At 37.0% G+C, this 15,385-nt stretch carries 12 protein-coding genes and 1 rRNA gene; 7 read left to right on the top strand and 6 right to left on the bottom strand.

Going from position 1 to position 15,385, the window contains the following annotated elements:
- Window positions 1–14: 14 nt before the first annotated feature.
- From dnaJ to SBH76_RS11870, 6 genes are all read left to right on the top strand, one after another.
- Window positions 15–1,112, top strand: coding sequence for a molecular chaperone DnaJ (gene dnaJ, locus SBH76_RS11895; protein WP_315036791.1), 1,098 nt, complete (start codon window positions 15–17; stop codon window positions 1,110–1,112).
- A gap of 115 nt (window positions 1,113–1,227) precedes the next feature.
- Entirely contained in the window at window positions 1,228–1,782 is a 555-nt protein-coding gene (gene rfbC, locus SBH76_RS11890; protein WP_007595110.1) for a dTDP-4-dehydrorhamnose 3,5-epimerase, read from the top strand.
- A gap of 86 nt (window positions 1,783–1,868) precedes the next feature.
- Window positions 1,869–2,678: an ABC transporter permease gene (locus SBH76_RS11885; RefSeq protein ID WP_317977958.1), complete on the top strand. Its 810-nt coding sequence runs from the start codon at window positions 1,869–1,871 to the stop codon at window positions 2,676–2,678.
- Window positions 2,679–2,686: 8 nt separating this feature from the next.
- Window positions 2,687–4,015 carry an ABC transporter ATP-binding protein gene (locus tag SBH76_RS11880; RefSeq protein WP_317977957.1) on the top strand — a complete coding sequence of 443 codons (1,329 nt, stop codon included), beginning with the start codon at window positions 2,687–2,689 and terminating at the stop codon, window positions 4,013–4,015.
- Window positions 4,016–4,027: 12 nt separating this feature from the next.
- Window positions 4,028–7,741, top strand: a complete 3,714-nt coding sequence (locus SBH76_RS11875; protein ID WP_317977956.1) for a glycosyltransferase — start codon at window positions 4,028–4,030, stop codon at window positions 7,739–7,741.
- Between the two features lie 1,053 nt (window positions 7,742–8,794).
- Window positions 8,795–10,438 (top strand): N-acetylmuramoyl-L-alanine amidase family protein, encoded by a 1,644-nt coding sequence (locus SBH76_RS11870; RefSeq protein ID WP_317977955.1) that lies wholly within the window; start codon window positions 8,795–8,797, stop codon window positions 10,436–10,438.
- Window positions 10,439–10,478: 40 nt separating this feature from the next.
- Here SBH76_RS11870 and SBH76_RS11865 read toward each other — a convergent pair whose 3' ends face one another.
- The 6 genes from SBH76_RS11865 to holA are packed head-to-tail and all read right to left on the bottom strand — an operon-like array spanning window position 10,479 to window position 14,872.
- Window positions 10,479–10,973 (bottom strand): metallophosphoesterase family protein, encoded by a 495-nt coding sequence (locus SBH76_RS11865; RefSeq protein ID WP_314099590.1) that lies wholly within the window; start codon window positions 10,971–10,973, stop codon window positions 10,479–10,481.
- Complete coding sequence (gene rdgB / locus SBH76_RS11860) at window positions 10,954–11,556, bottom strand: RdgB/HAM1 family non-canonical purine NTP pyrophosphatase (protein WP_007595120.1); 603 nt, start codon at window positions 11,554–11,556, stop codon at window positions 10,954–10,956. The genes SBH76_RS11865 and rdgB overlap by 20 nt, the downstream gene beginning before the upstream one ends.
- A 2-nt stretch (window positions 11,557–11,558) precedes the next feature.
- Window positions 11,559–12,716: a THUMP domain-containing class I SAM-dependent RNA methyltransferase gene (locus SBH76_RS11855; RefSeq protein ID WP_314099588.1), complete on the bottom strand. Its 1,158-nt coding sequence runs from the start codon at window positions 12,714–12,716 to the stop codon at window positions 11,559–11,561.
- Window positions 12,700–13,254, bottom strand: a complete 555-nt coding sequence (gene yfcE / locus SBH76_RS11850) for a phosphodiesterase (RefSeq protein ID WP_034211088.1) — start codon at window positions 13,252–13,254, stop codon at window positions 12,700–12,702. The genes SBH76_RS11855 and yfcE overlap by 17 nt, the downstream gene beginning before the upstream one ends.
- An 18-nt stretch (window positions 13,255–13,272) precedes the next feature.
- Entirely contained in the window at window positions 13,273–13,860 is a 588-nt protein-coding gene (locus SBH76_RS11845) for a xanthine phosphoribosyltransferase (protein ID WP_007595124.1), read from the bottom strand.
- A gap of 43 nt (window positions 13,861–13,903) precedes the next feature.
- Window positions 13,904–14,872 (bottom strand): DNA polymerase III subunit delta, encoded by a 969-nt coding sequence (holA, locus tag SBH76_RS11840; RefSeq protein WP_314099584.1) that lies wholly within the window; start codon window positions 14,870–14,872, stop codon window positions 13,904–13,906.
- A gap of 436 nt (window positions 14,873–15,308) precedes the next feature.
- On the opposite strand from holA, the gene SBH76_RS11835 reads away from it, so the two are divergent.
- Window positions 15,309–15,385 (top strand): 16S ribosomal RNA (locus SBH76_RS11835); the annotation flags it as partial.

Below are 15,385 nucleotides of genomic sequence, written 5' to 3'. Positions count from 1 at the left end.
AAGGAGAGCAACTGATGGCAGAGAGTAAAAGAGATTACTATGAAGTACTTGGCGTGGATAAGAACGCTGATGACTCTGCAATAAAAAAGGCATATAGAGCGCTGGCAAAAAAATATCATCCGGATTCAAATCCTGATAATCCTGAGGCTGAAAAGAAGTTCAAGGAGGCCAGTGAAGCCTATTCAGTGCTAAGCGATCCTGATAAGAGAAGACAGTATGACCAATTCGGTCATGCTGCCTTTGATGGTGGAGCAGGTGCCGGAGCCGGCGGATTCGGAGGCTTCTCCGGATTTGATTTTGGCGGTGATGATATTTTCGGAGATCTCTTTGGAGGTATGTTTGGCGGCGGCGGAAGCAGAGCCACAAGAACAGGTCCGATGAAGGGAGCAAATGTAAGAGCGTCTGTAAGACTTACCTTTGAAGAGGGTGTTTTCGGATGTAAGAAGGAAATTAAGGTAAACTTCAAGGAAGAATGTGCTACATGTCACGGTTCGGGAGCAAAGCCGGGTACATCGCCTACAACCTGTCCGAAGTGTAACGGAAAAGGTCAGGTGATATATTCACAGCAGACATTGTTTGGCACTATGCAGAATGTAAAGACATGTCCTGAATGTAACGGTACAGGAAAAATTATTAAGGACAAATGTCCTGATTGTAACGGTAAGGCATATATTCAAAAGAAGAAGAGCTTTGAGGTGGATATACCTGCAGGTATAGATAACGGTATGTCTATAAGAATGGCAGGAGGCGGAGAACCGGGAATAAACGGCGGTCCGAGAGGAGATTTGCTTGTAGAGGCGGTCGTAAGTCCTCATCCTATCTTTAAGCGCCAGGATACCAATATTTTCTCAACAGTGCCTATAAGCTTTGCAAAGGCTGCACTTGGCGGCAGTATCAGAGTAAAGACTGTAGACGGTGAAGTGGAAGTGGCGGTAAAAGCCGGAACTCAGACAGATACAAGAGTAAGATTAAAAGGCAAGGGAGTACCTTTCCTTAGAAATAAAAATAACAGAGGTGACCACTACATAACCTTGGTGGTATCGGTACCTACAAAGCTTACAAAGGAACAAAAGGAAGCACTGGAAGCCTTTGATGCGGCAATGAATAAATAAAATATAAGAGAAAGCCACTATTTGGTGGCTTTTTTTACGTTCGTATTTGACTGAAATACTACTGTGAAGTATAATTTAGAACAGTAATAAAGCTAAAACAACGAGGTGTATTAATATGGGAAAAATCACAGTAGAGAGATGTGAAATAGAGGGGTTATGTGTAATCACTCCTACAGTATTTAAAGATGACAGAGGATATTTTGTAGAAACATATAATCAGAACGACTTCAAAGAAGCGGGACTTGATATGGTCTTTGTACAGGACAATCAGTCAAAGTCATCAAAGGGAGTGCTTCGCGGACTTCATTTCCAAAAGGAGCATCCACAGGGCAAACTTGTAAGAGTTTTAAGCGGTGAAGTTTATGATGTTGCTGTGGATCTTAGAAAGAATTCAAAGACATTCGGAAAGTACTTCGGAGTACGTCTTTCAGATGAAAATAAGAAGCAGTTCTATATACCTGAGGGTTTTGCACACGGTTTTGTGGTACTCTCAGATGAGGCGGTGTTTGCATACAAATGTACAGACTTCTATCATCCAAATGATGAGGGCGGTCTTATATACAATGATCCGGATATAGGAATTGACTGGCCTGTAGACGGAATTGAGCTGATAATGTCTGATAAGGATACAAAGTGGAAAGGCCTTAAAGAAACATTTAAGTTTGATTGATTTTAATAATGGAATCCTGTGAGTTCACGGGAATCCTGATATATTTATTAATAAAACTTTGTAAAAAATAATGAATGGAAAAAGATATGAATATAATATCGCTTATACGAGAAATATTAAAATCAAGAGCAATCATATGGGATTTGGCAAAGGCTGATTTTAAGAAACGCTTTGTCGGGTCCTATTTTGGCATTGCATGGATGTTTGTTCAGCCTGTAGTTACCGTACTTATATACTTTTTGATCTTCCAGATGGGATTTAAGAGTACACCTCCTGTACCCGGAGTTCCATATGTGGTTTGGCTGGTTCCGGGCATTGTGCCATGGTTTTTCTTTGCGGAGACTCTAAACCTCGGAACCTCGGTGCTTTCAGAATACAATTATCTTGTAAAGAAAGTAGTGTTTAATGTATCCATACTGCCCGTTATCAAGGTGATTTCATGCCTTATAGTACATGGAATCTTTGTTGTGATAATGATAACAATGACTTTGGCATTCGGCAGATTACCTATGGTAAGTTGGATAGGAATAGTGTATTACAGTTTCTGCTTGTCAATATTTGCACTTGCAATAATATATATAACCTGTGCAATAAATGTATTCTTTAAGGATATGTCACAGATAGTGGGAATTGCATTACAGTTTGGAATGTGGATGACACCTATAATGTGGGATCCGACAATGTTCGCATATTTCCCTGCAAAGGTTGAAAAGATAATGAAATTAAATCCGGTATATTATATTGTGGTCGGATACAGAGACAGCATACTCAGAGGAAACTTTTTCTTTGAGAGACCGGGGCTTACAGTATATTTTTGGGTGGTTACCGTAATACTGTTATTTATAGGACTTAGAATGTTTAATAAGTTACGACCACATTTTTCAGATGTATTATAAGGAGAAGTATGCAGAGCAATTTAGCGATAAATGTCTGTGATGTTACCAAAATCTACAGACTGTATGATAAGCCTATAGACAGGTTAAAGGAGAGTATTTCCCTTACACACAAAAAATATCACAAGGAATTCTTTGCCTTGGATAAAATATCATTCTCTGTAGAAAAGGGTTCTACAGTGGGAATTATAGGAACAAACGGATCGGGAAAGTCAACTATATTAAAAATCATAACCGGAGTATTAAATCCGACTACAGGAAGTGTGGAAGTTGACGGAAATATTTCCGCACTTTTAGAGCTTGGTGCGGGCTTTAATATGGACTATACCGGTATTGAAAATATATATATGAACGGAACTATGATGGGCTTTAGCAGAGAGCAGATGGAGGCAAAGCTTCCTGAGATCTTAGAGTTTGCCGATATAGGTGACTTTGTGTATCAGCCGGTAAAGACATATTCATCAGGTATGTTTGTAAGGCTTGCATTTGCACTTGCAATAAATGTAGAGCCTGAGATTTTGATAGTTGATGAGGCACTTTCAGTAGGAGACGTTTTCTTCCAGGCCAAATGCTACAGAAGAATGGAAGAGATAAGAAAGACCGGTACTACAATATTGATGGTAACCCATGATATGGGAAGCGTAATAAAGTACTGTGATAAGGTTATACTTTTAAATAAAGGAGAGTTTTTGGCGGAAGGTCCTGCAGGAGAAATGGTGGATCTGTATAAGAAGATCCTGGCAGGAAGAATGGATGATTTGGAATCAGATCTTGCAAAGAGACTTGACAGTAATTTCTCAGATATGATGGAATTAAACAATGATATCAATAAGACACATGCAAAAGAATATCACGGTCTTATGAAAGAAAAAATCTCCATCAATCCGAATAAAACAGAGTATGGTGACGGTAGGGCCGAGATATACGATTTGGGACTTTTAGATTCCAAGGGAGAGCTTACAAATCTTTTGCTTAAGGGAGAAGAGTTTACCATCAGAGAAAAGATAAGGTTTAATGCAAATATCGAATCTCCTATATTTACATTCACCATTAAAGATAAAAAAGGAACGGAACTTAGCGGTACAAATACCATGTTTGAAGGAGTGGAAGTAAAACCTGTAAAGCCGGGTGATGAAGCGGTTGTGGAATTCAAGCAGAAAATGACTCTACAGGGTGGAGAGTATCTTCTAAGTATGAGCTGTACCGGATTTGAAAACGGTACACATGTTGTATATCACAGACTCTATGATGTTACATTCATAACAGTTATTTCAAACAAGAATACTGTGGGTGTTTATGATATGGAATCAAAAGTAAATCTTACTCAAAAGAGTAATTAAAAGGGAGAGAAAATGAGTCTTTTAGAACTTTCAAAAAAGTATGGAAAAGATGAATATAGTCTTTTGAAAGAAAATCCCGGTTTGGAAAATTTGTCTTTCTTTTCATCCCTATCCCTTGGAAACACGGAATGGATAGATATAAAGGGTAAGACATTATTTTTAGGAAGTCAAATAGCTATATTGGATGATTTATGTAAAAAATCAAAGGTGTATATTTATGAAGATGAGTTGGAAAGGCTTGGAAGTGTACAGGCTGTTTTCGGTATTGATATAGAATATATAGCTGATTTTGAGAGCATAAATTTTAATGATTTTGATACAGTTATTGCCTATGGCAGCGATATGGTATCAAAGTTAATGACAAAACAAAAGCCGAACACGAAGCTGGTTTTGATATTTGATAATAAATACGGAATGAACTACTTTGAAGAGGATTTTGGAGATAAAGAAGCTTTAAGTGTAAAAGCTGTAAGAGAGTGGATCGGCGAGCATTCCACATACTATCCATATCCGAACTATAGATATGTGTATAAGCTTTTCTCAGACAAGGAGATGCAGGGAGCAGGGGAGCTTTCACAGATAAAGGCGTATGATTATCCAAGATTTGCACTGAAAGATATCGGAGAAAGATTTTCACAGGCTGCAAAAACAGGAGATTTCGACAGCTTTGCAAACTCATATATTATAGTTGCCGGTGGAAATGAGGAGAATATCTATATCAAATACAACAGAACCAGACTCCCAAAATATCAGATAAAGACGGAAATCAGACTTAGAGAAGGTAAAAAGTATGTCGTAAAGTCCGCTTTGAAAAAAGAGGGTATTCCACATATATTGGGTATGTATGACGGCGCAAAGCGAATTAAAAATGACAGCGTAACAGTTCTTGAAGGAACTTTTAAAAATGCCGGAGAGATAAACTTTCCTTTTGTAAAGGGAAAGTCTTTAAGCAGGCTTTGTGAGGACTGCATAAAAAAAGATATTGACGGATTTATAGAAGGCGTTAAAGATTATCTTAAAAAGATAGTGGATGAGGATGCTCTTAATCTGGATGCAATATTTGATAATTTTATATTGGACGGAGATAAGCTTACCGCAATAGACTGCGAGTGGATATTTGACGAGTCAATGGATTTTATAAAGGATAGAGAACTCTTTATAAAATACCGTGCATTACACAGCTTCTATCAAAACAATTCAAATAAGATTCGGGATAAATTCAGTTTGACTGAAACTGATTTTATGGCAAGTTTTTGTATAGATGATATTGACGGAATGGACTTTATCGAAAGAAGATTTCAGGATTATATACATGGAGATTACCAGGAGGTTTATCTGGATAATTACTTTGTAGAGACTGTAAGCCATGAAACTCTAAACGAGGGATTGGTAGCACTTGCCGAATTGCCGCATGCAAAAAATAAGATAAATGAGCTTACTGAAATCAATAAAGACAGAGAGCTTGCCATAAAAGAGATGAACAGGCTTAAGACACTTACAGATAATCATGTAAACAATCTGGGCATCATAATAGATAATTTAAGGCATGAGAATGAAGAGCTTGCAAAGACTTTAAATGTTTATAATAACAATCTTTCTATTCCGTTCAGGATCAGAAGGAAGCTAAGTACTGTTTATAATAAGAAATATCCTAAAGGAAGCGTGGAAAGAAAGAAGTTAAACTACAGACTTATGTGTATTTTCCACCCTATAAAGTATTTTAAGCTGACCCATTCGGAACAGGGAAGAAACCTTATAGAGGGTGAATTTAAGATAGGTGATCTATACAGGGAAAAGGGTAAGATAAACTTCCCATATGTGGAAAATCCTAAGGTAAGTATTATTATACCGGTATACAATCAAATACATTATACATATGCCTGTCTGGTGTCAATTCTTGAAAATACCGAAAGCTTTGACTATGAGATAATTATTGCTGATGATGTATCCACAGATGCGACAAAGGAAATTGACAAATTCGTAAGCGGGCTTGTAATTGCAAGAAATGAAAGCAATCAGGGATTTTTAAAGAATTGCAATAATGCCGCAAAAAAGGCAAGAGGCGAGTATATATTCTTCTTAAACAATGATACAACCGTACAAAAGGATTGGTTGCCACCTCTGATAAGACTGCTTGAGTCTGATGAGAGTATAGGGATGGTAGGTTCAAAACTTATATATCCTGACGGCAGACTGCAGGAGGCCGGCGGAATCATATGGAGTGACGGAAGCGGCTGGAACTATGGAAGATGTGATGATCCGAATAAACCTGAGTACAATTATGTAAGAGATGTGGATTATATATCCGGTGCCGCAATAATGCTTAGCAGAAAACTCTGGGAAGAAATCGGAGGATTTGATGAGAGATATGCACCTGCATATTGCGAGGATTCCGACCTTGCCTTTGAAGTGAGAAAAAGAGGTTTAAGAGTGGTATATCAGCCGCTCAGTGTGGTAACTCACTTTGAGGGAGTATCAAACGGTACGGATGTCAACGGTACAGGTCTTAAGAGATATCAGGTAGAGAACAATAAAAAACTTCAGGAAAAATGGAGTGAGGAGTTCAAAAACCAGTACGACAATGTGGGTGTACCGAATGCATTCAGAGCCAGAGAAAGAAGCAGAGGTAAAAAGGTGATTCTCTTTGTGGATCACTATGTTCCGACCTTTGATAAGGACGCAGGTTCAAAGACCACCTTCCAGTATATAAAGATGTTTATAGAAAGAGGTTATGTGGTCAAGTTTTTGCCTGATAACTTTGCCAAGTCCGAGCCATATACTTCCATACTTGAACAAATGGGCGTAGAGGTGCTATACGGCAATGAGATGAGAACAAATATATTTGAATGGATCGAAAACAACCGGTCAAATATTGATATTGCATATCTTAACAGACCGCATATAGCCACAAAGTATATTGACTTTATCAAAGAAAAAACAGATATCAAGGTAATATACTATGGTCATGACTTACACTTCCTGCGTGAAAGAAGAGAGTATGAGCTTACAGGTGATGTGGAAAGAAAAAATGCCAGTGCATATTGGAAGAGTATGGAGCTTGACCTGATGAGAAAGGCAAGCATAAGCTATTATCCTTCAAATGTTGAGGTGGACTATATACATACCTTTGACAAGAAGATAAATGCCAAAGCAATTACAGCCTATGTTTTTGAAAAGTTTGGCAATATTGACTACAATCCCGATATCAGAGAAGGTGTACTGTTTGTGGGAGGATTTTCACATCCGCCAAATGCAGATGCATTGAAGTATTTCCTTGATAATATGTGGGATGAAATCTATGCACAGATAAAAGCACCTTTTTATATAGTCGGTTCCAATGCTACGGACGAGATAAAGGCTCTTCACAATGAAGCTAAAGGAATTATATTTAAAGGCTTTGTCAGTGAAGAAGAGCTGAAAGAACTGTATGAGAAGGTAAGACTTGTTGTGGTACCTCTAAGATACGGAGCAGGAGTAAAGGGCAAGGTAATAGAGGCTCTATACTACAATGACCCTGTAATAACCACAGGTGTGGGAGCAGAGGGTATAGACAACTCATATAATCAAATGCTTGTCGCAGATGAGCCGGGTGATTTTGTGAACAAATGCGTTACACTTTATAACGACAAAGAAGCTCTTAAAAATATGAGCAAGGCAGCAGATGACTATGTAAAGAATAAGCATAGTATAGAAGCTGTGTGGGAGATAATAAGGGAAGATTTTTAGAAAAAGAGAGTCTTGGAAATTAAGTTTTCTGAGGCTCTTTTTGCTTTAAAGAGTTATTTAAATTATATATAATATTCAGATAATTAAAACAATATACATAATTAACACAGATTTAAATACTTATTTAAAGTAAATAATAAAATAAAATAATAAAAATATCAAAAATATAAGAAAATAGTATTGACATAAATAAAATATCTGATATACTGTAGACATAAACAAAGAGAGAATATATTCTTAAAAGTTTGATGAATGCATATCCACAGGGAAAAAGTAGAAAGACTTTAAAAGTGGAAATTTAAGAAAGAGAGGTACAGTCCAAAGAAAACTTAAGTAATGATTAGACTTTGATCTAATCCGGAACCTATAAGAAGATTGATGAGATAATATATTATTGAAGACTCTAAAAGTTACTATCTGAAAAATCGGTTAGGATAGTACTCATACAAGTTTTATGACGAGAAAGTAGAATTTGAATGAGAGATGGACCGTGTAGATAGATTGATAACAACCATGTATTAGATGTGAAAGAAAGCTTATAGGAGGGATAAAACTTAAAAACTGAATAGGAACATCTATAGAATGTCCGGTAAAATCGTGATAGGACATCAGAAATATAGAAAAAAGGTTCTTTATGAAAGCGAGGATTAATCGATGGAACCAGGAATATTTTGAAGAGAGCATTAATGTGAAAGGTTAGTGCTCTCTTCTTCTTTGTGTAAATGTAGGGATTTAAAGTAAACGAGTGTATAGATTTTCTTAATTTAGTTAGGTTTTACTAACTTAAGAGGATTGAAAGTTGCCTGCTATATAAAAAATATATATATTTTAGCAAATAAATACAGATTAAAAGACATAAAATCTGTATACAACTTGAAGAAATAAATTTCAAACACGAGTGCTTGTATAAAATTAATAAAATACGTAAAAATATATATAAATTTTACAAAAAAGCTTTAAAATTTCTTTTTCATCTGATAAAATAAAAACAGATTAAGCGAATGTGTACATTGGCATATGAACTTATATCAATAGATTATGAGGGAGAAATAAATGAGGAAGAGGACAAAGCTGGCGATACTTGTGGGCGCTATGAGTATTGCAGGTGCAATGACATCTTTTGCCGCAACAGGTTGGCAGCAGGAAAACGGTACATGGGTATACTATGATAAGAATGAAGAAAAAGTATCCCAGAAGTGGCAGCAGTCAGGGGAGTATTGGTATTACCTTGATGATATGGGAGATATGGCAACAGATGCTCTTATCGATGACGGAAATGCTACATACTATGTAGATATCAACGGTGCAATGGTAAAGAACAGATGGGTGGCTATACCGAATACCAATGACTACGATGAAAACGAACCTGATCAGTGGTGGTACTACTTTGGAGAAAACGGTAAGGCGTTTAAGAGAAGTGATTCCACAACAAGTGATGTTACATTAAAAACTATCAACGGAAAGAAATATGCTTTTGATCTTGAAGGCAGAATGCTTTACGGATGGGTTTCACAGGGTGAAAGATTGACAGATCAGGATGCATGGCAGAATGCAAAGTACTATTTCGGTGATGAGAATGACGGAGCTATGACTACAGGCTGGAGAGAGATACTTGTTCATGATGATAATGCGAGAACAATGGAAGAGCAGCCTAATATAGATTACTGGGATACAGATCAGGTAAGATGGTTCTACTTTAAGGAATCAGGCAAGAAGGAAACCGGTAATCTCGGTAAGACAATCAATGGAAAGAAGTACGGTTTTGATGAGTACGGCAGAATGATTGCAAGCTGGTATACAGAAGCCACACCTTCTACAGCAGTTTCAAGATCGGCAAGAGCTGACTATACAGAGAGTTTTATGTACTTTGCTACACCTGAGGACGGAGCAAAGTCTACCAAGGGATGGTTCAAGGTGGTTCCGGGATACTTCCTCAACAAAGGTAAATGGGAAGAGGACGGAACAGCTTGGTACTATGCTGACGGAAAAGGTCATATCAGTGCAAATGAGATAAAGAGCATTAACGGAAAGAAGTATGCTTTTGATGATAAGGGCGGTATGATATCAGGACTTGGATTGTTTGAGATGAAGCTTCTTGATAACGGAAAGTATTCTACTACAGAGTTTGTAGATAAACTCGGTGCAGGAAACAAAGCGGTTCCTTATTCTACTCAGGAAAAGTTTGTGGATGCTATAGGAAAGGTTCATTACAGTGACTTCCTTTCAGGAAAGTATCGCATGATGTATTTTGGAGACGGCAAGGACGGTGCTCAGAAGTACGGAAAGCAGACTGTTAAGCTTGACGGTGAAGACAGAACTTTCTATTTCAAGGAAGGCGGATCAAATAAGGGAAGCGGATTCAACGGTATAAAGGATGAAAGACTCTATATCGCAGGACTCAATATAAAAGCTGATCAGTATGACAAATATGAGGTTGTTGTAGTTGATAAGAGCAATGATAATCAGTTGGTATACAAGGGAACTGTAGGAGAGCTTCTTACAATGACAGGTTATGTGGCTTCTGTAGAAGAAAAGGATAATAAGACTACATGGAAGATCACAACTCCTAACTCAAATTATCAGGTGAAATTACTCGGTAACTCGGGAACTATTGTAAAGAGCGGTACAAAGAGAGACGGAGAAGACTACAAGATTAAAGTAAACAATAAGGTTATCACAAGTGTAACTCTTGAATAAGAATAAAAGTAAAGGCCTGTGCAAAATGCACAGGTCTGTTTTATGCTCCGAATATTTCTTTTGTTTCTACATTGAACTCACCGTTGTCGGCTACTTCCATTATCATGTAAGTAGGAGTATGTCCGGCCTGTCGTGGATATCCGAGAGAGCCCGGATTTAATATGGTGACCCCGTCAATAGTTTTGTAAAACGGTCTATGTGTATGACCGTACATTGCAAAATCACATCCTCTTGAAAGAGCTTCATCTTTCAGAATATCTACACCCATACTTACGCCGTACTGGTGTCCGTGAACCAAAAGGGCCTTGTGATTTTTTATATTTACTTCCTTTTCTCTTGGAAGTTGTGAAAAGAAGTCATTATTACCCTGTACCATATGGCAGGCACAGTCAGGTTCAATCATATAACTTATTTTTGTTTCGCTGCTTTCTATATCACCAAGATGGATTAACATATCAAAAGGCTTTTCTTTACTTATTACCTTTTTCAGTATATCATCCATTCTATGGGTGTCACTAACAATCAGTATCTTCATAAAATTCCTCTAGCTTTTTCTTCATTGCCATAAGTGCTTTTCCTCTATGACTTATCTTGTTTTTTTCTTCAGGACTTATTTCGGCACTTGTTTTATTATATTCGGGCAGAAAAAGTATCGGATCATATCCGAATCCGTTCTCACCCGATATGGTATGAGCTATAAGTCCCTCCATACTTCCCTCTGTAAATACAGTTGTACCGTCATCAAGTATAGCACAGATGCATGCTCTAAATCTTGCACTTCTTTCATTACCCTGCGCATTTTGCAGTCTGGATATAATGTTTTGATTTTTTATATTGTATGAAGTGTCTTCTCCCATATATCTGGAAGAATATACTCCCGGCTCTCCCCCTATGTAATCCACCTCTAAACCGGAATCGTCAGAGAGAACAATACCTCCGGTGATATCCCAAATGGCTTTTGCCTTTATATAGGCGTTTTCTTTAAATGTTGTTCCGGTCTCCTCCACATCAATAGATATGCCGGCATCCTTTGCGGATATGATATCAAAACCCGGCAAAATTTCTTTGATTTCCTTAAGTTTGTTTTTATTCCCGGTTGCAAAAATGATTTTTTTCATTGTTATTCCCGTCCGGTTCTCTTAGGTGGCTTTGGCCCCATATACTGATAGAACCTTGTCTGCATCATACCGTTGTATATCTTTCGATTTTTATCGGCTTCTTTTCCGATGTATTTTTGGGCATCCTCATACGATGTGATAAGATATAGTGACCAGGAATCAAGAGCCGCATATCTGTCACCAAGACTCTTATAAATAGCCGGAAGATTTTCTTTTTCCTCCAATCTTTCACCATATGGCGGATTTGTAATAATAAATCCATATTTCTTCGGGTGAGAAAGTGATGCCACATCTCTGCATTGTAAATGTAACATATCCATAACACCGGCTCTTGTTGCATTGCTTCTGGCAGCTTCTATAACGGATTTATCGATATCATATCCCTGTATATCTACATTTGTATCGATACTTACCATTTCTCTTGCTTCTTCATAAGCATCATCCCAAACTTGTTTGTCTATAAGATTTGACCATTTGCCGCTTAAGAAACCTCTTTTAAGTCCGGGAGCAATATTTGCAGCCAGCATAGCGGCCTCTATTACAAAAGTACCGCTACCGCAGAAAGGATCGACGAGTATTCTGTCTTTTTTCCATGGTGTAAGCATAATAAGGGCGGCAGCCAAAGTTTCTGTAATAGGAGCCTTGGCGGTCATAGTTCTGTAGCCTCTTTTATGAAGAGATACTCCGGTGGTATCAAGTCCTATGGTAACAATATCTTTATTTAAAGAAACTCTAAGCGGATAATCGGCGCCTGTTTCTTCAAACCATTCCTTTTTATAAATTTTTTTCATTCTCTCAACCATAGCCTTTTTGACTATGGACTGGATATCGGAAGGAGAGAAGAGTTTGCTTTTTATAGAAGTAGCCTTACTCACCCAGAACCTACCGTCGGCAGGGATATAATCTTCCCAAGGTATTGCGGCAACGGAATCAAAAAGTTCACTAAAGGTTGTGGCTTTAAATTCCGCAACTTTAATCAGTACTCTTTCTGTAGTGCGAAGCCACATATTGGCTCTGGCAATAGCTTCATCGTCACCTTCAAAATACACCCTTCCATCCTCTACTCTTGTAATATCATAGCCTATATCTATGATTTCTCTTTTTAGAATAGCCTCAAGACCGAAGTGGCATGGTGCGTACAGTTCAAATATTTTTCTCAAGTTTTATCTCCTTTAATACATTGCCGTCAAAATCATATATAGAAAAAAGGTCATTATCAAGTATTGCATAGGAGTTTGGATTTTGTTCCTTTGGAAGTGATGCCGATCCGGGATTTAATATATAAACATCTCCGACTTTTTTTGCTATAGGAAGATGTACATGCCCGTATATGAATGCACCCGCCTTTGGCAGTTTCGGCAGATGCTCCTCTCCATAAACATGTCCGTGAGTTATAAAAAAGTAAATGTCATTAAAATTCCCGATGCAATAATCGGATTGCATTGGGAATTCAAGTACCATCTGATCGACCTCGGAATCACAATTTCCTCTTACCGCAATAATGTCATCTTTAAGTTCATTAAGCATTGCAAAGACTTCCTTAGGACAGTAGTCCTTTGGCAGATCGTTTCTTGGACCGTGATATAAGAGGTCACCGAGCAGTATAAGTTTGTCGGCATTGCTTTCTCTATACTTTTCTATTATTTTTTTTGTATAGAAAGCCGAGCCGTGTATATCGGATGCAAAAAAATATTTCATAAATAAAAGGTCTAAGACCTAGTCCTCCTGTTGTCTGAATTCTACGTTCTGTGTAGCGGCATCCATAGAATCAATTATTGCAAGTGACTCCAAATGGAAACCGAGATTTCTTATAGTACGTCCACCGCTTTGGAATCCTTTTTCTATTGCAATACCTATGCCCTCAACTGTTCCGCCCGACTCATTTACTATAGAGATAAGTCCCTGCAGTGCACATCCGTTTGCCAGAAAATCGTCAATAATAAGAACTCTGTCATCAGCACTTAAAAATTTCTTTGATACTATTACTTGGTTTTTGCATTTATGTGTAAAGCTTTCAACTTCTGCGGTATACATATCACCGTCTATATTGATTGATTTTGATTTTTTTGCAAATACTACAGGAACTCCGAATTCAAGTCCTGCTATTGCGGCAATACCTATACCTGAGGATTCTATTGTCAAAATCTTGTTTATATTGTGTGAAGCAAACTTTGACTTAAACTCTTTAGCCATTTCTAAAAAGAGTTCCACATCCATTTGGTGGTTTAAAAAGGAATCAACTTTTACTACATTACCTTCTTTGATTACTCCATCTTTTTTGATACGCTCTTCTAATAACTTCATGAAAATCCTCTCTCTTTTTGAAAATACACAACAACTACTTGCACTAACGTGTAAGCATTAGCAACTCAAGTGCTAATTTCTCATTAATATTACCTTTTTTTATAGCTTCTTCCAACTCGATTGCGTTTTTGACATAGGATAAAAGCAATGCCATGTCAAAACCACGGGCTTGACGCATAAGATTTTTAACTACATAGGGATTAAGCTTCAGATTTGATGCTATATCCTTTTCGTTAAAACCTGCAGACATCAATTCTTTGATTTGCAACAGCTGGTTAAACTGTCTTGTGATAAGAATCATTATTTTTAGTGACGGCTCTTTTAAAGCTACCAGGTCCTCATATATATCCAAAGCTTCTTTGATTTTATTGTTGGTAATCATTTTTACCAGCTCAAAGATTCTGTTGGTCAGACTGATGCTTGTTATCGCTATTATATCTTCCTCTTCTATAATATCTTTGTCAAGAGTAAAGGAGAGTAATTTATCCAATTCGCTCTTTATTCTTTCCATATCATTTCCAACTCTGGCAATAAAAAAATCCATGTTGGAAACAGTAATTTTTTTGCCGGCTTTGTTTATGATATTTCCTGCCCAATTTTTCAGCTCGTCATCTGTAGGATGATTGAGTTCTGCGATATATCCGATATCCTTGACCTTTTTGTAGAGTTTTGAACGCTTATCGATTTCTTTTTCTACAAAAATGATTTTTGTACTATCTGGTTTATCTGAAATATAGTTTAAAAACTTATCGTTTCCGGATTTAAACCATTGACTTTCTTCTATAAGAATACATCTGTATTCTGAAAAGAACGGAAGCGTATTGGCAAAGTCAATAATAGCGTCTACATCTATCCCCTTTCCTTCAAAATAGGCATAGTTCATTTGGTCATCACCTACCATAGCCGTTTTCAATCTTTTTTTATAGCTGTTTTTTAAAAATTCATCATCACCTGATAGTACATAAATGCCTTTGAATGTGGAAGTTTTCAAATCATTATTTAATACTTTCATGAGGATGATTATAACATGAATAGAAAAAAGCCACCAGTAAAAAGTCTTGAAAAATATAAGGATATACGTAAAAAAGGATATAAAAAAGTCGTTAAAATAGTGTTGACATGAATTTAAAAGTTTGGTATTATATCAAAGCTGCTCAAAACGAGCAGAAAAAGTTCAAAAAAACTTTAAACAAATTTAAAAAAGTTGTTGACAAGATAAAATGAGCTTGATATAATAGCTAGGCTGTTTCAAACAGCGAAGCAAACGAACCTTGATAATTTAAGATTAAACAGTACACACAACCCTGAAAATAACTTAATTATTTTAAAAAATAATTGATGAGATTTCAGAAAAAACAACGTTTAGATTCGAACAGAATTTAAAACCTTTAAAAAACAGTAGATCTGTGAAAACAGATGCAAGCTAGCGAGAAGGCTAGATTAAACTTTTATATGAGAGTTTGATCCTGGCTCAGGATGAACGCTGGCGGCGTGCTTAACACATGCAAGTCGAACGAAGCTGCCT

The organism is Lachnoanaerobaculum sanguinis (assembly GCF_033242365.1).
Lineage (GTDB): Bacteria > Bacillota > Clostridia > Lachnospirales > Lachnospiraceae > Lachnoanaerobaculum > Lachnoanaerobaculum sanguinis.
Note: the sequence above shows the minus strand (reverse complement) of the source record. Positions and strands in the feature narration are given on the sequence as shown.